The 19,523-nt window shown below is 72.3% G+C and carries 17 protein-coding genes; 12 read left to right on the top strand and 5 right to left on the bottom strand.

The window, feature by feature from the left end:
• Positions 1–87: 87 nt before the first annotated feature.
• A complete protein-coding gene (disA, locus tag ACRX5W_RS10625; protein WP_436788035.1) occupies positions 88–1,146 on the bottom strand; it encodes a DNA integrity scanning diadenylate cyclase DisA in 1,059 nt (352 codons plus the stop codon).
• Positions 1,147–1,287: 141 nt separating this feature from the next.
• Positions 1,288–2,670: a DNA repair protein RadA gene (gene radA, locus ACRX5W_RS10620; protein ID WP_436787773.1), complete on the bottom strand. Its 1,383-nt coding sequence runs from the start codon at positions 2,668–2,670 to the stop codon at positions 1,288–1,290.
• A gap of 121 nt (positions 2,671–2,791) precedes the next feature.
• Between radA and ACRX5W_RS10615 the strand changes: the two genes are divergently transcribed.
• Together ACRX5W_RS10615 and ACRX5W_RS10610 are read left to right on the top strand one after the other, a co-directional pair.
• Complete coding sequence (locus tag ACRX5W_RS10615) at positions 2,792–3,763, top strand: RNA polymerase sigma factor (protein WP_436787772.1); 972 nt, start codon at positions 2,792–2,794, stop codon at positions 3,761–3,763.
• Between the two features lie 109 nt (positions 3,764–3,872).
• Positions 3,873–5,591 carry a BACON domain-containing protein gene (locus ACRX5W_RS10610; RefSeq protein WP_436787771.1) on the top strand — a complete coding sequence of 573 codons (1,719 nt, stop codon included), beginning with the start codon at positions 3,873–3,875 and terminating at the stop codon, positions 5,589–5,591.
• Between the two features lie 128 nt (positions 5,592–5,719).
• On the opposite strand, the gene ACRX5W_RS10605 is transcribed toward ACRX5W_RS10610, so the two are convergent.
• Entirely contained in the window at positions 5,720–6,475 is a 756-nt protein-coding gene (locus ACRX5W_RS10605) for a hypothetical protein (protein ID WP_436787770.1), read from the bottom strand.
• A 64-nt stretch (positions 6,476–6,539) separates the two neighbouring features.
• Between ACRX5W_RS10605 and ACRX5W_RS10600 the strand changes: the two genes are divergently transcribed.
• The 6 genes from ACRX5W_RS10600 to ACRX5W_RS10575 all read left to right on the top strand — a co-directional run bounded on the left by ACRX5W_RS10600 (position 6,540) and on the right by ACRX5W_RS10575 (position 14,304).
• Positions 6,540–7,475 carry a Ppx/GppA phosphatase family protein gene (locus ACRX5W_RS10600; RefSeq protein WP_436787769.1) on the top strand — a complete coding sequence of 312 codons (936 nt, stop codon included), beginning with the start codon at positions 6,540–6,542 and terminating at the stop codon, positions 7,473–7,475.
• 378 nt (positions 7,476–7,853) lie between these two features.
• Complete coding sequence (locus ACRX5W_RS10595) at positions 7,854–8,660, top strand: sugar phosphate isomerase/epimerase family protein (protein ID WP_436788034.1); 807 nt, start codon at positions 7,854–7,856, stop codon at positions 8,658–8,660.
• Positions 8,661–8,908: 248 nt separating this feature from the next.
• Positions 8,909–10,762: a dihydroxy-acid dehydratase gene (gene ilvD / locus ACRX5W_RS10590; protein WP_436787768.1), complete on the top strand. Its 1,854-nt coding sequence runs from the start codon at positions 8,909–8,911 to the stop codon at positions 10,760–10,762.
• Between the two features lie 180 nt (positions 10,763–10,942).
• Entirely contained in the window at positions 10,943–11,872 is a 930-nt protein-coding gene (locus ACRX5W_RS10585) for a proline dehydrogenase family protein (protein ID WP_436787767.1), read from the top strand.
• A 48-nt stretch (positions 11,873–11,920) separates the two neighbouring features.
• Positions 11,921–12,730, top strand: a complete 810-nt coding sequence (proC, locus tag ACRX5W_RS10580; protein WP_436787766.1) for a pyrroline-5-carboxylate reductase — start codon at positions 11,921–11,923, stop codon at positions 12,728–12,730.
• Between the two features lie 149 nt (positions 12,731–12,879).
• Positions 12,880–14,304, top strand: a complete 1,425-nt coding sequence (locus tag ACRX5W_RS10575) for a PLP-dependent aminotransferase family protein (protein ID WP_436788033.1) — start codon at positions 12,880–12,882, stop codon at positions 14,302–14,304.
• A gap of 64 nt (positions 14,305–14,368) precedes the next feature.
• Here the strand turns inward: ACRX5W_RS10575 and ACRX5W_RS10570 are convergent, their stop codons facing one another.
• Both ACRX5W_RS10570 and ACRX5W_RS10565 read right to left on the bottom strand, forming a co-directional pair.
• A complete protein-coding gene (locus ACRX5W_RS10570) occupies positions 14,369–15,832 on the bottom strand; it encodes an MFS transporter (RefSeq protein WP_436787765.1) in 1,464 nt (487 codons plus the stop codon).
• Positions 15,833–15,882: 50 nt separating this feature from the next.
• Positions 15,883–16,389: a cupin domain-containing protein gene (locus ACRX5W_RS10565; protein WP_436787764.1), complete on the bottom strand. Its 507-nt coding sequence runs from the start codon at positions 16,387–16,389 to the stop codon at positions 15,883–15,885.
• Between the two features lie 244 nt (positions 16,390–16,633).
• On the opposite strand from ACRX5W_RS10565, the gene ACRX5W_RS10560 reads away from it, so the two are divergent.
• The 4 genes from ACRX5W_RS10560 to ACRX5W_RS10545 all read left to right on the top strand — a co-directional run bounded on the left by ACRX5W_RS10560 (position 16,634) and on the right by ACRX5W_RS10545 (position 19,313).
• Positions 16,634–17,815 (top strand): acetoin utilization protein AcuC, encoded by a 1,182-nt coding sequence (locus tag ACRX5W_RS10560; RefSeq protein ID WP_436787763.1) that lies wholly within the window; start codon positions 16,634–16,636, stop codon positions 17,813–17,815.
• Between the two features lie 23 nt (positions 17,816–17,838).
• The gene (locus ACRX5W_RS10555) at positions 17,839–18,657 is read left to right on the top strand and encodes a phosphatase (RefSeq protein ID WP_436787762.1); all 819 of its coding nucleotides are present in this window, start codon (positions 17,839–17,841) and stop codon (positions 18,655–18,657) included.
• Positions 18,658–18,805: 148 nt separating this feature from the next.
• Positions 18,806–19,009 (top strand): helix-turn-helix domain-containing protein, encoded by a 204-nt coding sequence (locus ACRX5W_RS10550; RefSeq protein WP_020549639.1) that lies wholly within the window; start codon positions 18,806–18,808, stop codon positions 19,007–19,009.
• A 205-nt stretch (positions 19,010–19,214) separates the two neighbouring features.
• Entirely contained in the window at positions 19,215–19,313 is a 99-nt protein-coding gene (locus tag ACRX5W_RS10545; RefSeq protein WP_003948845.1) for a 30S ribosomal protein bS22, read from the top strand.
• Positions 19,314–19,523 lie beyond the last annotated feature (210 nt).

Genomic DNA, 19,523 nt, shown 5'->3' with positions numbered 1-19,523 from the left:
TGGCTGGTCGCCTCGTAGCGGCGAGGCCGGCAACGTGAAAGGGCCCCACCGACTCGGTGGGGCCCTTTCACGTTGTGGTGCCGTGGATCAGACGTACCGCTCCAGGATCGACGACTCCGCCAGGCGGGACAGGCCCTCGCGTACGCTCCGCGCCCGCGCCTCGCCGACGCCGTCGACCGCCTGGAGGTCGTCGACACTCGCCGCGAGCAGCTTCTGCAGCCCGCCGAAGTGCTCCACGAGGCGCTCGATGACCACCGGTGGCAGCCGGGGAACCTTGGCAAGCAGGCGGTAGCCGCGCGGGCTGACCGCGGAGTCGAGCACTTCGGCGCTGGACGTGAAGCCGAGCGCACGGGCGACCGTGGGAAGGTCGAGGAGGTCGGTGTGCGTCAGGTCGTCCAACTCGTCGAGCACGTCGGTCTCGGTGCGGCCCCGCTTGAGAGCGCGCTCGGGGATGTAGTCGCGCGCCACCAGCGAGCGGTCCGGCTCGACACCCGCGATCAACTCTTCGAGTTGCAGGGCGAGAAGGCGCCCGTCGGTGCCCAACTCGGCCACGTAGCCGTCGATCTCACGGGCGATCAGACGCACCATCTCCAGGCGCTGAGAGACGGCGCAGACGTCGCGCACGGTCACCAGGTCCTCGATTTCGAGGGCGGAGAGCGTGCCGGCGACCTCGTCGAGGCGCAGTTTGTAGCGCTCCAGCGTCGCGAGTGCCTGGTTGGCGCGCGACAGGATCGCCGCGGAGTCCTCCAGGACATAGCGGCGGCCGTTGACGTACAGCGCGATCAGGCGCATCGACTGGCTGACCGAGACGACCGGGTAGCCGGTCTGCTTGTTGACGCGCTCGGCGGTGCGGTGCCGCGTGCCCGTCTCCTCGGTGGGGATCGACGGGTCCGGTACGAATTGCACACCGGCCCGGACGATCTTCGTACAGTCCTTGTCGATCACCAGGCCGCCGTCGAGCTTGCACAGTTCGCGCAACCGGGTCGCGGAGAACTCGACGTCGAGCACGAACCCGCCCGTACACAGCGACTCGACCGACTTGTCGAAGCCGAGGACGATCAGGCCGCCGGTGTTTCCGCGCAAGATGCGTTCGAGACCGTCGCGCAGGGCGGTGCCCGGCGCCACCGCCATCAGCGATGCCCGCACCAGCTCCTGGTCGGTCCGGTCATTCGTTGCCACAGAACTCCCCGTGGTCGTCGCCGTCCCCGGCTGCGGTGGCGGCTGCCGCGCGCCGGTTGTCGCCCGGTGGCCGGCCCCGCTACCGCTGAGAAAGATCGGTGGAAAAGTCTAGCGTTGCGACACAAGGGAGAATGCGCGCAGCGCCCCGGAGATGTCGGCCACTTCCGTCACACGCATGCCGTCAGGGACTTTTCCGGGGTCGGGCGGCACCAACGCGTGCGTGAAACCGAGTCGGTGCGCCTCGGCCAACCGCCTTGGCACGCCGGTCACCCGGCGCACTTCGCCGGCCAGCCCGACCTCGCCGACCGCGACCAGTTTCGGCGGCAGGGGGTGGTCGGCGGCGGCACCCGCGAGGGCGAGTGCGGCAGCGAGGTCGGCGGCCGGCTCGGTCAGGCGTACGCCGCCGACCGTCGCGGTGTAGATCTCCGTCTTGTCGAGGCGTACACCGCCGCGTCGTTCCAGCACCGCCAGCACCATCGACATGCGCGACGAATCGAGCCCGGACGTCGCGCGGCGCGGGGTGGGGATCTGCGACGGGGCGACCAGCGCCTGGACTTCGGCGACCAGCGGGCGCTTGCCTTCCAGAGTGACCGTCACACACGTTCCCGCGACCGGTTCCTGACGCTGTGTGAGGAAAAGGCCGCTGGGGTCGGGCAGGCCCTTGATGCCTTCGTCGTGGAGCTCGAAGCAGCCGACCTCGTCGGCGGCGCCGTACCGGTTCTTGATCGCCCGGACCAGGCGGAGGCGGGCGTGGCGGTCACCCTCGAAGTGCAGCACGACGTCGACGAGGTGTTCGAGCAGGCGCGGGCCCGCGATCGAACCGTCCTTGGTGACGTGGCCGACGATGATCGTGGCGATGCCGCGTTCCTTCGCGACCCGGATCAACGCGCCCGCGACCTCGCGGACCTGGGACACCCCGCCGGGAGCGCCGTCGATCTCCGGCGACGCGACAGTCTGCACCGAGTCGACCACCAGCAGCGCCGGCTTGACCGCGTCCACGTGGCCGAGCAGCGCCGAAAGGTCCGTCTCCGCAGCGAGATACAGGTGGTCGTTCAGCGCGCCGATGCGGCCCGCGCGCAACCGGACCTGCGATGCGGACTCCTCTCCGGTCACGTACAGCGTCGGAGCCTGCGGCGTGGCGAACGCGCTCGCGACGTCCAGCAGCAGCGTCGACTTGCCGACGCCGGGCTCGCCGGCCAGCAGGATCACCGCGCCGGGCACCACCCCGCCGCCGAGGACCCGGTCGAGCTCGTCGACCCCGGTGGTGTGGAAGCGGGCGGCCTCGACGTCGATGCGCCCGATCGGCAGCGCGGGCGAGGTGACGGGGCCCGCGGAGACCGTGCGCAGCTTCGACTGCGCGCCGTATTCCTCGACGGTGCCCCACGCCTGGCACTCCGGGCATCGGCCCAGCCACTTCGGCGTGGTCCAACCGCATTCGGTACAGCGGTACGACGGGCGGGCTTTCGCGGACGCCCCGGAGGTCTTGGCCATGTGCGGCACGGTAGCGGTCGCCACCGACATCCGCTGTGTCGAGGCGGTTTCGCCGCCGGAGAGGCGCCCGCTTCGGCAAAACCGCGGCGCCGCACCCCGGGCGTGCGTACGGTGAGGCCCCATGCGGGGTGGGGGAGCACCAGGCGCGCGCCCGGGAGCGGCGGCGGCCCTGGCGCGCGGGTACGCGGAGGGGTCGGCGCACGGTGTCGCGGAGGTGTACGACGCCTACGCGGACGGGCTGTTCGCGTACTGCCGCATGCTCACCGGCGACGGGCGCACCGCCGCCGAGATCCTGCACGACACGGTCCTGATCGTCCGGGCCCGGGCGGATCTTCTCGACGGGGACGCGCAACTGCGCGCGCTGCTCTACGCCGTGGCCCGAAGCGAGTGCATGCACCGCGGCGGGGATCACCGCAGCAGCGCCCTGCCGCAGCCGGCGGCCCAATCGTGCCAAGTCCGGCGGCCCGGCGTCGTCGTGCTCGGCTTCGCGGTGCGCGACCGCGGTCGGCTGCTGCCACTGATCCCCGTGGCGTTGGCGGGTGTCGCCGCCGCCGAACGCGAGGCTCTCGAACTCGTGGTTCGGCACGGCCTCGACGAGGCCGAAGCGGCCCGGGTACTGGACGTGTCCCAACGCCGGGTGGCACGACTGGTCGACGGTGCCCGCGACCAGTTCGCGACGTGCCTTCGGGTTCATTCGGTGTGCGTGCATCCCGAGCAGGAATGCGCCGAGTTGGCGGTTCTGCTGCCCGGCGGGGTCGCGTCCGGCGCCGCTGTTCCGGAACCCGTCGACCCCGCCCTGCGCGTTCCCGCCGGACTGCACGTGGACTCCTGCCCGTCGTGTGCGCCTTTCGTTCCCGCCGAGTTGGCACCCGAGGCCGACCAGGCCGGACAGTCTGGCCGGGCCGTGTTCGCGGCGACCGTCGACGCGTTGGTCTCCACCGGCCCCCCGCGGCCCGCGCCGCTGTCGGTGCGCGCGGAACTCCTGCGCGGCACCGGGCCGCGCGCGCACCGGGACGCCGGGCATGTCCTCGGGCGTGCCGTGCCCGCGCAGCGAGACGGCTTCCCGCGCACGCGCCGGCGCCGGTTTCTGTGACGTGTCCTGGTTCTCATAGTTCACTCGGAAGTGTGATTATCGCTCCCGCAAGGCGTATGAAAGTGCAATAAACCCGGGTTCCCGGGCACATGCCGCCTACGTTCGCCGTGTGACGGAACCGGTTACGCCGCACGCGGCACAATCGTGGGGCCGAGCGGCCTACGACGCCTACGCCGAAGGGCTCTTCACGTACTGCCTCTCCATGCTGCGCGACCACACCGCGGCCGGTTCGTCACTGCGCAGCACCTTCGTCCTCGCCGACCGCCACATCGGCCGCCTTCCCGACCTCGGTCTCCTCAAGCCCTGGTTGTACGCGCTGGCCCGCTTCGAGTGCCTGGTCCGTCTCGACGCGGGCGGACCCGTCGCGCTGCCCACGGCCGCGTCCGCCCCGGACCCGGCCGCCGACACCGGCCACATCCCCGAGCCGGTCCCCGACCACCGGACTCCCGATCGCGAACGCAGCGAACTCGCGCTGCTCGCCTGGCCCGAGTCGGTCGGCCTCGCTCCCGAGCACCGCGAGGCACTCGAACTCGCGGTGCGCCACGGCCTCGACTCGCGCGGCCTCGGCGCGGTGCTCGGCTGGGAGGAAGCCCACGCCCGCCGCGTGGTCCAGCTCGCCGGGCGCGAAGTGGATCGCACGCGTGCCGCGCTGGAAGGTGCGCGCGCCGCCATGAGCTGCCCCGACGGTCCCGGGCTCGTCGCCGACGTGGCCGGCCCCGGGGCGCGCGACCGCCTGGTGGCACACGTCGACGAATGTGTCCGCTGCCGGCCGTACGCCCGCCTCGCCGCCGCGCGCCTCACACCGACCACCGGCCCCGCGGCGCTTGCGCGGACCCTGCCCATGGTCGCGCCGCCCGCAAGCCTGCGGGCGGCCGTGCTGGGGGACGTGGGACGCGGCAGGTCCGCTCATAGACCGGCCGAACTCAAGGGCAGGGTCGCGGAGTTCGACCGTACGGGCTTCCCGGTGTTCCACTCCCGCACCGGGCGGCGGCGGACCGATCGGACCCGGATGACGCTTGTCGCGGTGGCCGTGGCGACCATTGCGACCGTGCCCGTGATGGTGCTCTGGCAGGCGGCGCACGGCGGCGACCGCCACACCGCGCGGGGCACCACGATCTCGGCGGCACGGGTCACGAGCCTGGCACCGGAGCCCGGGCACGCCGGAGAATCCGCCGGGCACACCGCCCCGATGGCCACCACATCATCCGCAGCGAATTCGACGCACCACCCCGACCCGCCCGCGCCGCCGTCGTCCGGGCCGCCGGGGGAGGACGCGGAGCCGCTGCCGTCGGCGTCGGGCACGTCCGGGCCGGCGGTCGTCGAGGCCGCCCCGGGCCCGAGCGCACTCCCGGGCGCCACCGTGGTGGGCACTGTGGGTCAGGGGCCGGTCGCGCCGACCGCCTCTGCGGCTGCCGAGGACAAACCGCTCCGACCCCAGTCCGCCTCCGGGAGCGCGGCCGACCGCCGCGCTTCCCCCCTGGTCGTCGAGGCGGCGCACAACGGGGAACGCACAGTCGTCACCCTGCGCAACACCGGCGCCACGCCGGTCGACTGGACGGCCGAGCCGTCGGCCGACTGGCTCCGGTTGAGCCGAACCACCGGCACCCTTGCGCCCGGCGCTGCCGAGACGATCACCGTCACGGTGGATTCGGCGACCGCGCCCAGTGGCTCGTGGTCCGCGAACGTGCTGATCGAGCCCGGTGGTTCGCGTGTGTGGATCGAGGGCAGCACCGGCGGCGGAAGCCCGACGTCGACCGCCGAGCCGACGGCGACCGGCCGCCCGCCGGTCACCTCGGCACCACCCTCCGAGCCCGCGGGCGGGCGCTGACCGCCGCCGGTGGATCAGCGGCCGCCCCCGCCGACGAGGTTCGTCCCGCTCGCGCCGTCGCGCCCCGTATAACCAAGCCGCGTGTGATCGAGCGCCGAGCCGGTCCCGCGCCTTCGAGAGACGGGCGATCAGACAGGATCGGCGGGATGGGGCGCGTAGCGGGCCGCCATGTGCGCCTCGCACGCCTTCGCGAGCTCTTCGTACGCCGGATCGCCCATCAGCTCGCGCAGCTCCGGCTCGTACGACACGTAGACCGGATCCGCACCCCCGTGTGCCTCCGGCGCACCCGTGCACCACCAGTGCAGGTCGTGCCCGCCCGGCCCCCACCCGCGCCGGTCGTACTCGCCGATGCCCACGAGCAGCACCCGGGTGTCGTCGGGCCGGTCGACCCAGTCGTACGTCCGGCGGATCGGAAGTTGCCAGCACACGTCCGGCTTGGCCTCCAGCGGGTGGCGCCCCTCGCGCAGCGCCTGCGCGTGCAGCGCGCACCCCTCGCCACCCGCGAACCCCGGGCGGTTGAGGAACAGGCAGGCGCCGTCCACCCGCCGCGTGCGCGGCTCGTCGTCCTCGTCCGGCTCGGTCACGCCGTCGGCGGTCCCGGTGGCGTGGTGCTGCCACGTCTCGGGGGTCAGCCGCTCGACCCACTCCATGACGCGCGCCTCGTCATCATCGTCCGACCAGTGCGCGCCGAGCGTGCAGCAGCCGTCGCTCGCGCGACCCTCCGCGATCCCTTGGCAGCCTCGGCCGAAGACGCACGTCCAGCGGGACGTGAGCCATGTGAGGTCGCAGCGGAAGACCTGCTCAGCGTCCTCGGGGTCCTCGCGCGGGGCGGGGTCGGTGAACTCGAACCAGGCACGGGGGAAATCCAGACTCACTTCGGGCACGCGCCAAGAGTAAACGCGGACCGCTCGGTGCCGGCTCCACCGCACCGTCGGCTAGCGTCAGCCCATGCGACTCGGTGTTCTCGACGTGGGCTCCAACACGGTCCACCTGCTCGTGGTCGACGCCCATCCCGGCGCCCGGCCGTTGCCCGCCTACTCCCACAAGACCGAACTGCGGTTGGCCGAACTCCTCGAAGCGGACGGCAGCCTGGGCGATCCGGGCGCGATACGCCTGGTCGAGACGGTCGCCGAGGCGTTGGAGATCGCGGAGGACAAAGGCGTCGAGGACCTGCTGCCGTTCGCGACGTCCGCGCTGCGCGAGGCACCGAACGGCGAGGACGTCCTCGCGCGCGTGCGCCGCGAGACCGCGGTCGACCTCCAGGTCCTGACCGGTGCCGAGGAGGCCCGGCTCACCTTCCTCGCGGTACGCCGCTGGTTCGGCTGGTCGTCGGGCCGCCTGCTCGTGCTCGACATCGGCGGCGGGTCCCTAGAAGTCGCCGCCGGAATGGACGAGGACCCCGACGCGGCGGTGTCACTGCCGCTCGGCGCCGGCCGGCTGACGAGGACGTGGCTGCACGGCGACCCGCCCGACGCCGACGACGTCCGACTGCTGCGCAAGCACGTGCGCGCCGAGATCGCGCGCACCGTCGTCGACTTCAGCCGCCTGGGCCGGCCGGACCACGTGGTCGCGACGTCGAAGACCTTCAAGCAGCTCGCCCGGATCGCCGGCGCCCCCGGCACGAGCCAGGGCCCGTACGTCGAGCGGGTGCTGACCCGCGCGGCGCTCGCCGAATGGCTTCCGCGCCTCGCGGCGATGACGACCGAGGAACGCGCGGCCCTGCCCGGCGTGTCCGAGGGCCGCGCGTCGCAACTCGTCGCGGGTGCCGTCGTCGCCGACGCGGCGCTGGACCTGCTGGACCTGCCGGAGCTGGAGATCTGTCCCTGGGCGCTGCGCGAGGGCATCATCCTGCGGCGCCTGGACTGGATGGCCGACCGCTCCTGACCGGTCGGCTCGGGGCTCGCCGAGGCCGTTGGCCGCATTCGCGGCAGGCNCCGCGGGCCCGTCCTGCGGGCGGCGCGCGGGGTGATCGAGAGGATCCCTGGGGTCGGCCACGTCGCCAAGAGTAGAACGCGCGCACAACGCCGTGGCCCGCCGAGCATGTCGGCGCCCTCCGGTCGGCACGTGCCGACCGGAGGGCGCCGACATGCTCGGCGGGCCACGGCGTTGTGCGCGCGTTCTACTCTTGGCGACGTGGCCGACCCCAGGGATCCTCTCGATCACCCCGCGCGCCGCCCGCAGGACGGGCCCGCGGCGGCGCCTCCGTCCGCGGCCGGGCCCGGCGCGGCTGTGCCTGCCGCCGAGGGACGTGCCCCGGACGCGGTGCTGCGCGTCCCGGACGCCAAAATCGCCCTGTCCACCGCGTCCGTCTACCCGGACACCACCGCCGACGCCTTCGAGATGGCGGCCCGCCTCGGCTACGACGGCGTCGAGGTGATGGTCTGGACGGACCCGGTCAGCCAGGACATAGAGGCGCTCAACCGGCTCTCCGACCTCCACGGCGTACCCGTCCTCGCGGTGCACGCCCCCTGCCTGCTGATCACGCAGCGGGTGTGGGGCACCGACCCGTGGGACAAGCTCGTGCGTGCCCGCGTGGCCGCCGAGCGCCTCGGTGCGAAGACCGTCGTCGTCCATCCGCCGTTCCGGTGGCAGCGCGGGTACGCACGGGACTTCGTGCGGGGCATCCACCGCATGGCGAACGAGACCGACGTGATGTTCGCGGTGGAGAACATGTATCCGTGGCGCTACCGGGACCGCGAGGTCGCCGCGTACGCCCCCGACTGGGACCCGACGGACGAGGACTTCCGGCACTTCACCCTCGACTTGTCGCACACCGCGACGTCCCGGACCGACGCGATGGCGCTCGCCGCCAAGATGGACGGCCGCCTCGGCCACGTGCACCTCGCCGACGGCAGCGGGTCGATCAAGGACGAGCACCTGATCCCCGGCCGCGGCACGCAGCCGTGCGCCGCGCTGCTCGAACAACTGGCCCACCAGTCGTTCGACGGCACGATCGTCCTGGAGGTCAACACGCGCCGCGTCTCCTCGCGCGCGCAGCGTGAGGCCGACCTCGCCGAAGCCCTCGCGTTCACCCGGCTGCATCTCGCGGCCCCGGCCGAAGTCCCCTGACGCGGGACGGTCCGAGTCGGCGCGGACCTGGTCCGGGAACGGAACCGGCTGCCGGTGTACCGCAGGTCGCGCGGCGCCGGCCTGCGGACGTGGCGGGCGCGGCCGGCGTGGCCGCATTCTGGACGACACCGCCGCCCACCGCGGACCGGACGTAAGCTCGTGGGTACCGCGATCCGTGATCGCCCCCGGCCCGTCCTCGTGGCCCGGTGTCGCGGACGACGACTCGGACTCAAAGCGAGGTGTGCCCAGTGCCGCAACTGAGGTCTCGGACGGTCACCCACGGCCGCAACATGGCAGGCGCCCGTGCGCTGCTGCGCGCCGCCGGCGTGGAGCGCGAGGACTTCGGCAAGCCGATCATCGCGGTCGCCAACAGCTTCACCGAGTTCGTACCGGGCCACACCCACCTCGCCCCGGTCGGCCGCATCGTCTCCGACGCGATCAAGGCGGCAGGCGGTATCCCGCGCGAGTTCAACACGATCGCCGTCGACGACGGCATCGCGATGGGCCACAGCGGGATGCTCTACTCGCTGCCGTCGCGCGAGCTGATCGCCGACGCCGTCGAGTACATGGTCAACGCCCACCAGGCCGACGCCATCGTGTGCGTGTCCAACTGCGACAAGATCACCCCGGGCATGCTGATGGCCGCCCTGCGGCTCAACATCCCCACGGTCTTCGTCTCCGGCGGTCCGATGGAGGCCGGCAAGGCGGTCATGGTCGACGGCACCGTCCGCGCGCACCTCGACCTGATCACCGCGATCGCCGACTCCGCGTCCGACTCGGTCTCCGACGAGGACCTCGAACGCATCGAGGAAGCCGCCTGCCCCACGTGCGGCTCGTGCGCCGGGATGTTCACCGCGAACTCGATGAACTTCCTGGTCGAGGCGATGGGCCTGGGCCTCCCCGGCAACGGCTCGGTGCTCGCCACCCACACCGCCCGCAAGGCGCTGTACGAGCAGGCCGGGGCCACCGCCGTCGAGCTGTGCCGGCGCTACTACGACCAGGACGACGAGACCGTCCTGCCCCGCAGCATCGCCTCGCGCGACGCGTTCGAGAACGCCATGTCGCTCGACATCGCGATGGGCGGCTCGACCAACACGATCCTGCACCTGCTGGCCGCCGCCCAGGAGGGCGAGGTCGACTTCACCATGGCCGACATCGACGCGCTGTCGCGCCGCGTGCCGTGCCTGGCCAAGGTCGCGCCGAACAACGCGCCGTACCACGTCGAGGACGTGCACCGCGCGGGCGGCGTCCCCGCGCTGCTCGGCGAGCTCCACCGGGCCGGCCTGCTGCACGAGAACGTCCACGCCGTCCACGCCGACTCGCTCGGCGAATGGCTCAAGACCTGGGACATCCGCGGCGGCTCGCCGTCGCCCGAGGCCGTCGAGCTGTTCCACGCCGCCCCCGGCTGCGTCCGCTCGGCCACCGCGTTCAGCCAGTCCGCCCGCTGGGAGACGCTCGACCTCGACGTCGAGAACGGCTGCATCCGCGACGTGGCCCACGCCTACAGCCAGGACGGCGGCCTGGGCATCCTCGTCGGCAACCTGGCCGAGGACGGCTGCGTCGTCAAGACCGCGGGCGTCGACGAGTCCATCTGGACCTTCTCGGGCCCGGCGGTCGTCGTCGAATCGCAGGAGGAGGCCGTCGAGGCGATCCTCACCAAGCGCGTCAAGGAGGGCGACGTCGTCGTCGTCCGCTACGAGGGCCCCAAGGGCGGGCCCGGCATGCAGGAGATGCTCTACCCGACGTCGTTCCTCAAGGGCCGCGGCCTCGGCGCCAAGTGCGCGCTGATCACCGACGGCCGCTTCTCGGGCGGCACATCGGGCCTGTCGATCGGCCACGTCTCCCCCGAAGCGGCGGCGGGCGGTGTCATCGCCCTGGTCGAGGACGGCGACACCATCTCCATCGACATCCCCAACCGGGCCATCAGCGTCGACGTCTCCGACACCGAACTCGCCGCTCGGCGTGAGAAGTTGCTCGCCACCCTCGGCAAGTACCGCCCCGTGAACCGCGACCGCGAGGTCAGCACCGCCCTCAAGGCCTACGCCGCGATGGCCACCTCCGCCGACAAGGGCGCGGTGCGCGACGTCAGCCTGCTCGACTGAGCGTCCCCCGGACAGGCGACCAGGATCGAGGGAAGGAACTGCCCTGGAAGGCACTTCCTTCCCTCGATCTTGATGCGCGCTGTTGGTTTTGATGCGCGCTGTGTGGTTTTAGGGTGCATCGTGGGGTTGTGCCCGGCCCCCGGTGAGACCGCCAAGGCCCGCGTCGTGAAGTGAGGTCCCGTGCTGCGTCAGGTCCTGCTCTCCGCGTCCCGCAGCGACAGGGTCAAAACCCTTGTCGAGACCGCTCCCGTCACGCGCGGCCTGGTCCACCGCTTCGTCGCCGGGGAGCGGGCGTTCGACGCGGTCCGGGTGACCGAACGGCTCGCCGGGGAAGGCCTGTTCGCCAGCATCGACCACCTCGGCGAGGACACCCTCGACGCGGAGCGCGCGAGGGCGACACGCGACGCCTACCTCACGCTCCTGCGCCGCCTCGACGCCGCGGGCCTCGCCCGGCGCGCGGAGGTCTCGGTCAAGCTCTCGGCCATCGGCCGGTACCTCCCCGGCCCGGGCCCGGCCATCGCCCTCGACCACGCCCACGCCATCTGCGACGCGGCCGGCAGGTACGGCACCACGGTCACCCTCGACATGGAGGACCACACCACCACCGACGCCACCTTGGACGCGCTGCGCACACTGCGCGCCGACTACCCGTGGGTGGGGGCGGTGCTCCAGGCGTATCTGCGCCGCACCGAGGCCGACTGCCGCGACCTCGCGACCACCGGATCGCGGGTGCGCCTGTGCAAGGGCGCGTACGACGAACCCGCTTCCGTGGCGTTCACCGCCCGCGCCGACGTCGACCGCAACTTCGTCCGCTGCCTGAAGGTGCTCATGGCCGGCGACGGCTACCCGATGGTCGCCACCCACGACCCGCGCCTGATCGAGCTGACCGGCGTGCTCGCGGCCCGCAACAACCGTGCGACCGGAACGTACGAGTACCAGATGCTCTACGGCGTCCGGCCCGCCGAGCAGGCCCGGCTCGCCGCCCAGGGCGAAAGGGTGCGGATCTATGTGCCGTACGGTGACCAGTGGTACGGGTACCTGATGCGCCGCCTCGCGGAGCGGCCCGCCAACATGACGTTCTTCCTGCGCTCCCTGGCCGGCCGGGGCTGACCGGGAACGCACGCCACAGACAGCACATGACAAGGCAGAGGTGAACAGATGACCCAGCGGGTCGCGGTGATCGGCACGGGCAAGATCGGGGAGGCGCTGCTGTCCGGCATGCTCCGCGGCGGCAAGCGCCCCGGCGACCTGGTGGTCACCGCGCGCCGCGCCGAGCGGGCGGCGGAACTCCACGAGCGCTACGGCGTCGAGGCGGTGTCCAACGCCGAGGCGGCCAAGACCGCCGACACGCTCATCCTCACCGTCAAACCGCAGGACATGGGGACGCTCCTCGACGAGTTCGGCGCACAGATCCCCGCCGACCGGCTCGTGGTCTCCGGCGCGGCCGGCATTCCCACCGCGTATCTCGAACGCCGGCTTGCTTCCGGCACCCCCGTCGTGCGGGTCATGACGAACACCCCGGCCCTGGTCGACGAGGCGATGAGCGCCATCTCCCCGGGCGCGCACGCCACCGAGGAGCACCTGAAGCGCACCGAGGAGATCTTCCAGGGCGTCGGCAAGACGATCCGCGTTCCCGAAAAGCAGCAGGACGCCGTCACCGCGCTGTCCGGATCCGGTCCGGCCTACTTCTACCTCCTCGTCGAGGCCATGACCGACGCGGGGATCCTGCTCGGCCTGCCGCGGGCCGCCGCACACGACCTGATCGTGCAGGCCGCCGTCGGCGCGTCCGTCATGCTCCGCGACTCCGGCGAACACCCCGCGCTGCTGCGCGAGGCCGTCACTTCCCCCGCGGGCACCACGATCGCCGCGATCCGGGAACTGGAGAACCACGGTGTCCGCGCGGCCCTGCTCGCCGCCATCGAAGCCGCCGCCAACCGCTCCAAGGAGCTCGCCGAAGGCCTGAAGTGACGGAGCCTCAGACCGTGTCGCCGGCGAACTCCTCGCCGGCGCGGCCCTCGTGCGGATTCTGACGCCGTACGGAATCCCGCGACGGCGAACACACGGGCGGCTCGACGACGCGGGGACGACCCCGGAGGGAGAACGTGGGGCACAGCCCGATGCCGGAATCACCGGGGCCCACCGACGCGGTGCCCGCGACAGGCGTCGACCTGCACCTCGTCCTGCCGCCCGCCGGACCCAGGCGGGCGGCGGTCGCGGCCGCGTTGCGGGACGCGGTGCGCACCGGCCGCCTGGCCCCGGGGACCCGGCTGCCTGCGTACCGCGCGCTCGCCGCCGACCTCGGGGTGGCGCGCAACACCGTCGCCGACGCGTACGCCGAACTCGTCGCCGAAGGCTGGCTGACGGCCCGTCAGGGCTCGGGGACCCGCGTCGCGGAACGCGTTGCCGCCCGGACGAGGCCGCAGCGCGGCACCCGGCAGCCGACGACCCCACCCGTGCACAACCTGCGGCAGGGCCAACCCGACGCGTCGTCCTTCCCGCGCACCGCCTGGGCCACCGCCGCTCGGCGCGCGATCAGCGCCGCCCCGAACGACGCCTTCGGGCCCGGTGATCCGCGAGGGCGGCCGGAACTGCGCACGGCACTCGCCGGCTACCTCGCGCGCGTGCGCGGAGTGCGCTGCACGCCCGACGAGATCGTCGTCTGCGCTGGTGTCGCACACGCGCTGAGACTGTTGTTGTCCGGCGGTGTTCCGGCCGGGCCGGTGGCGGTCGAGGCGTACGGACTGCCCTTCCACCGCGGCATCTTCGCCGCCGCCGGAGTGCGCACGATCCCACTCGGACTCGACGGGCATGGCACCGCCACCGACGAGCTGACGACCCGCCGCGCGGCCGGTGTCCGCCGCGTACTCCTCACCCCCGCCCACCAGTTCCCCACCGGCGGGCCGTTGCACGCGACCCGCAGGGCCGCCGCCGTCGACTGGGCCCGGCAGCGCGACGGGCTGGTGATCGAAGACGACTACGACGGCGAATTCCGCTACGACCGCGAGCCCGTGGGCGCGGTCCAGGGCCTCGATCCCGACCACGTGGTCTACCTGGGCTCGGTCAGCAAGAGCCTGTCCCCGGCGGTCCGGCTCGGCTGGATGGTGCTGCCTCCCCACCTTGTGGACAGCGTGCTCGCCGCGAAGGGCGAACGCGAAGCCTGGACCGGCGTGACCGACCAGCTCACCCTCGCCGAGTTCATCGACTCCGGCGGCTACGACCGCCACGTCCGCCGCATGCGCCAGCGCTATCGCCGCCGCCGCAACCAGCTCGTGCGCGTACTCGCCGACCACGCCCCGCACATCACCGCGACGGGCATCGCCGCCGGCCTGCACGCCGTCCTGAGCCTCCCTCCCGGCAGCGAGGCAGCGGCGCTCGAAGCGGCCGCACAGCGCGGCATCGCCCTCGACGTGCTGGCCGGCTTCCGCCACCCGGATGCGGAAGTGCCGCACCACGACGGCCTGGTGGTCGGCTACGCGACACCCCCGGAGCACCGCTACGAGGCCGCGTTGGAGGCGTTGGTCCGATCCCTGCCCCCGGCGTGACGGCTCATCGGCAAACCCCGTGTGCCGCCCCACGAAGGAGCGGCACACGGGGGAGTACGAGGCCTCAGACATGCACGGCCGGGCGCCGCTCCGCGGACTCCGGCGGCTGTTCCGCGATCGTGGCCGGATCCGGCCTGCGCAGGCCCAAGGCCACGAGCGCGGTGGCGGCGACACCTGCCGCGGCGATGAGCACCGCCGTACGCAGACCGTCGGTCGTCGCCGTGCGCAGCGCGTCCCCCGTCAGGCCGTCGAGGCCCGAGTTGGCGACGGCGACCAGCAGCGCGAGGCCCACGGCGCCGCCGACCTGCTGGCTGGTGGACGCGACACCCGACGCGACACCCTGCTCCCCGGCGTCCACGCCGAGCGACGCGGCGCCGAACATCAGGGTGTACGCGGCACCTTGGCCGAGGCCCATCACGAACAGCCCCGGGACCAAGGCGACGTACGACGCGTCCGCAGCCAGGCCGAGTGCGAGCACAACCGTTCCCACACTGCCGACGGCCAGCGCCGCACCGAGGACCGGGCGGATGCCGTACCGCGTCGCGAGCCGCCCCGCGCCCTGCGAGCCGATCGCGATCGCGACCATCGGCAGCAGGAACGCGAGCCCGGTCGTCAGCGCGTCGTAGCCGTGGACGCCCTGGAAGTAGACCGTCAGGAAGTATTGCAACGTCCCGAACGTGCCCATGAAGAGGAAGGTCACGGCGGCCGCCACCGACAGATTGCGGTTCGTGAACAGCCGGAGAGGCAACAGCGGCTCCCGCGAGCGCAGTTCGATCACCACGAAGACGGCGAGCAGACCCACGCCCACCGCGGCGGCGGTCAGGACGGGCCCGGAGAGCCAGCCTGCCTCCGGGCCCTGGACGAGCGCGTAGACGACAGCGGTCACACCCAGCGTCGAAGCGAACGCCCCCGCCAGATCGAAGGAACCACCGGACGCCCGCGGCGAGTCCGGTGCGATCAACGCGAACGCCAGCAACGCGGCGGCCCCGGCCAGGGGCACATTCACGAAGAACACCGCCTCCCAGCCGAAGGCGTCGGTCAGCACACCGCCGAGCAGCGAGCCCAGGATCATCCCGCTCCCGCCCGCGGTGCCCCACACCGCGAACGCCCGGTTGCGCTCGTGTCCTTCGGCGAAACTCGTGGAGACGAGCGTGAGTGTCGCGGGGAAGAGGAACGCGCCGCCTACCCCCTGGACCGCCCGCGCGGCGATCAGCAGCCCGGGCGTGTCGGCGAGTCCGCCGAGCAACGACGATCCCGCGTACAGGCCGAGTCCGAGTGCGAACATCCGGCGGGCGCCGAAGAGATCGCACGCTCGGCCGCCGAGCAGCAGGAATCCGCCGAAGGCGACGGCGTACGCGCTCACCACCCATTGCAGGTTGTGCGCCGAGAAGCCCAGGTCGGTGCCGATCTCGGGGAGCGCGACGTACACGATGTTGTAGTCGATCGAGATGATCAGTTGAGCGAACGCCAGCAGTGCGAGTGTGAGGCCGAGCCGTGTGCGGGGCGGAGCGACGCCAGGGGCGCTCATGGCGAACCTGCTTTCGGGGGAAGGCTGCGGAAACCGGGCAAAGGACGGGCTCAGCGCTCGGCGAGCGCCTCCTGCCACACGGGGCTCTCGAAGTAGTGGTTGTCGTACCGCTCGGAGCTGTCCCGGATGTCCTGGACGGTCGCCTCGCCGCGATGGACGCGCTCCAGCAGCCGGTAGTAGTCGAAGCGGTGCAGACCCGGCGTGAAGACCACGAGCATCTCCGCCGCACACCCCGGAGCCGGCGCGAAAGCGTGCGGCACGGTCGGCGGCACGGTCAGAAAGTCGCCGGCGCCCAAGGTCAGCACCGTGTCGTCGACGAGAATCCGCATCGTCCCGTCGAGCACGTAGAACATCTCGCTCGCGCGGGTGTGGAAGTGCGCGGGTGCACCGGGTGACCCCGGCCGGAACGTCGCCTTGTTGGCGGTCAGCGCACCCCCGGTGGCGCCGGCGTCCGCGAGCAGGGTGATCAGACTTGTGGGGCCGTCCTGAAGGCTTTCGGCGTCCCCGGCACGCACGAGGACCGGCTGGTTCGGGGTGGTGTTTCCGGTGCGGGTCATGGCTGCTCCCAAGGTCTCCGTCCTGCGGTTTCTCCGCCGGTACAGCGAATCTAGAAGCCGGAAAGACCTGTAGAAGGGTGCATTCACGAGCCATTTCCGTGGGTCAATTTCGCGTGTCGCCGCGCCCCGCCCCCTACGCCGCGCCGGGCCCCGCGGGCGACCCCCGGCACATCAGACTGCGCCGCGGGGTGAAGCCGGTCACGGACGCCCGCCCGAATCGTGTCCGGCCGGTAGCGTGCAGCTCATGAGCGGAGCCGTACACCTTCTGTGGGACGACCGGATGACCGGGTACGACTTCGGCCCCTGGCACCCCATGAAGCCCATTCGGCTGCGCCTGACGATCGACCTGATCCGCGCGCTCGGGCTCGACGCGGAGCTCGTCGTCCTGGCGCCGCGGCCCGCCACCGACGACGAGCTGGGCCTCGTCCATACCGCCGACTACATCGCCGCCGTGCGCGCCGCGTCCGCCGACCCAGGGTGCGCCGACCCGGCACGCGGCCTCGGCACCGACGACACCCCCGCGTTCAAGGACATGCACGACGTGTCGGCGCTCATCGCCGGCGGCTCGCTCGCCGCCGCCGACGCCGTGTGGTCCGGCGCCGCACCGCACGCCGTGAACTTCGCGGGTGGCCTGCACCACGCGATGCCGTCCGCCGCCGCCGGATTCTGCATCTACAACGACGCCGCCCTCGCCATCGCGCGCCTGCTCGACCTCGGCGCCGAACGCGTTGTCTACATCGACGTCGATGTCCACCACGGCGACGGCGTGCAGACCGTTTTCTGGAACGACCCGCGCGTCCTGACGATCTCGTTGCACGAATCGCCGCGCTTCCTGTTCCCCGGCACCGGCTTCCCCGACGAGATCGGCGGCCCGGACGCCGAAGGCCGCGCGGTCAACGTTGCGTTGCCTCCGGGCGTCGCCGACGCCGGCTGGCTGCGCGCGTTCGACGCGATCGTGCCGCCGCTGGTCGAGGCCTTCCGCCCGCAGGCGATCGTCAGCCAGCACGGCGCCGACACCCACCTCGAAGACCCGCTCGCGCACCTCGGCGTCACCATCGACGGCCAACGGCTCGTCCACGCGGCCGTGCACGACCTCGCGCACCGCTTCGCCGACGGCCGCTGGATCGCCACCGGCGGAGGCGGTTACGCGGCCACCGACGTCGTGCCGCGTACGTGGACCCACCTCGTCGCCGAGGCCGCGCACGCGCCGGTCGACCCCGTCTCCGAGGTGCCCCCCGCCTGGCGCGAGGAAGTCCGCCGCATGACCGGCCACGAGGCCCCCCGCCGCATGACCGACGGGCAGACCCCGGCCTTCCGGCGTTTCGCCGCAGGCTACGACCCCGCCGACCGCCTCGACCAGGCGGTACTGGCCACGCGCCGCGCGGTCTTCCCCACGCACGGCCTGGAACCCTTGTTCGACATCTGACCGCGGAAAGCGAAGAGGTGCATGTGACCGCCGAAGGCCACCGACGAGTCCCCGACCGCGCCGAACTGCGCGCCCACCTCGTGCGCAGCCGCATCGCCGGCGACGTCGCCACACCGCGCGACAACAACCTGCGGAACTTCCGCCTGATGAGCGAGCGCCACCCCGGCTACCTCTTCGGCCTGGAACCGGACGGGACCTGGACGCCCGAGGAAGTCCTCGCCCTGATGGTCCGCCGTTGCGGAGTCGTTGCCGACCCCGCCCACCTCAGCGGGCAGGACACGATCGACCCGGACCTGACGCTCGGCGGGCTCGATGCCTACGCCGACCGTCTCGCCCTCGCCGCCCGCCGCCGCGAACGCGTCATCGTCGCCACCGGCCACCCGGACGGACTCCTCGACTTCTACCGGGCGATCGCGCGCGGGTTGCAGGACGCCGGGTGTACGCTCCTGCGTCCGGCGCGCGAGTGGACGTACAAGACCCCCGCGTCGGAAGGCGCCAAGCTCCGCGCCGTCGACTACCGAGGCCCCGTCGCCGTCGTCGTCGACGACGTGGGCGCTCCCCGCCACACACACTCCGCACGGCCGATACGCGCCATCCTGGCCAGGCTCGCGGACGACGGCGAGGCGCTCCCCGACCTCGTGATCGGCGACCACGGCTGGGCGGGCGGCGCGGGTCAGGCCGGCATCTCCGCGATCGGCTTCGCGGACTGCAACGACCCGGCGCTCTTCGTCGGCGCGGAGGAAGGCAAGGTCGCCGTCGCCGTGCCGCTCGACGACAACGTCGAGCCTCATCTGTACCGGCCGTTGCTGGCGTACGTTCTGAATAGGGCGGGACTGTCCTGAAACAAGCCGGATGGGCGAAACGGGACGGATAACTCCTCCTCTTCCCCACTGGTACCACCCGCCACTACCCTGAAAGGACGCACGTGCGTGTGGATGTCACCGGAGGGGAAGCCGGTGCCCGTCGCGTGCTGAATGGTTCAGGTGCGGCATGGCTTCTGGAGAGAGGCCTCTCAACGAGGTCAATTTTCTGACCGTGGCCGAAGTGGCTGCGGTGATGCGGGTGTCGAAGATGACCGTGTACCGGCTGGTGCACAGTGGCGAGATGCCCGCCATCAGGGTTGGTCGGTCGTTCCGGGTCCCGGAACAAGCCGTCCACGACTATCTGCGGGACTCCTACGTGGAGACCGCGTAGCAGCGGACAAGCAGGACACACAGCTCCTCGGGCACCCTCACTTCGGTCTCATTTCGGTACGCCCGGGAACGGCGAGTACGCTATGCGCCAGACGTGCGGGCTGACTCGGCTCCGCGCAGTGGAATGCGCCCCGCGCCTTGCGGGGCGATCCGTTCTCTCCGCGCAGGCGGGGTCGTCTGTACATACACGTGAGTGAGGGTTGCCCGTGGGCTCTGTCATCAAGAAGCGTCGCAAGCGTATGGCGAAGAAGAAGCACCGCAAGCTGCTGAAGAGGACGCGCGTCCAAAGGCGCAACAAGAAGTAACTCGTCGTGCGGCGCGACTCGGCCCCGCCGTCACGGGGAGGTGTCGCGCACCCGCGTCCGGCGACGTGGCAGGAAGCGGTCGACCCCGCCCACGCGGGGACGACCCGTGGCGCTCGCCGCCGCATCGGCAGAGCGCCCGCTTGTCCCCGCCGGCGGCACGAAGCGGACAATACGCAGGCCGCCGCCCCGCCCACACCGGGCGCCGGGCGG

This window comes from Yinghuangia sp. YIM S10712, assembly GCF_051388935.1.
Classification (GTDB): domain Bacteria; phylum Actinomycetota; class Actinomycetes; order Streptomycetales; family Streptomycetaceae; genus Yinghuangia.
This window is presented reverse-complemented; position numbering and strand designations above follow the sequence as displayed.

Coding starts and splice junctions, on each gene's coding strand:
- ACRX5W_RS10560 (WP_436787763.1), top strand. CDS start 16,634: ATGAGCGGAGCCGTACACCTTCTGTGGGACGACCGGATGACCGGGTAC.
- proC (WP_436787766.1), top strand. CDS start 11,921: ATGACCCAGCGGGTCGCGGTGATCGGCACGGGCAAGATCGGGGAGGCG.
- ACRX5W_RS10570 (WP_436787765.1), bottom strand. CDS start 15,832: ATGAGCGCCCCTGGCGTCGCTCCGCCCCGCACACGGCTCGGCCTCACA.
- ACRX5W_RS10575 (WP_436788033.1), top strand. CDS start 12,880: ATGCCGGAATCACCGGGGCCCACCGACGCGGTGCCCGCGACAGGCGTC.
- ACRX5W_RS10600 (WP_436787769.1), top strand. CDS start 6,540: ATGCGACTCGGTGTTCTCGACGTGGGCTCCAACACGGTCCACCTGCTC.
- ACRX5W_RS10550 (WP_020549639.1), top strand. CDS start 18,806: ATGGCTTCTGGAGAGAGGCCTCTCAACGAGGTCAATTTTCTGACCGTG.
- ACRX5W_RS10565 (WP_436787764.1), bottom strand. CDS start 16,389: ATGACCCGCACCGGAAACACCACCCCGAACCAGCCGGTCCTCGTGCGT.
- radA (WP_436787773.1), bottom strand. CDS start 2,670: ATGGCCAAGACCTCCGGGGCGTCCGCGAAAGCCCGCCCGTCGTACCGC.
- ACRX5W_RS10615 (WP_436787772.1), top strand. CDS start 2,792: ATGCGGGGTGGGGGAGCACCAGGCGCGCGCCCGGGAGCGGCGGCGGCC.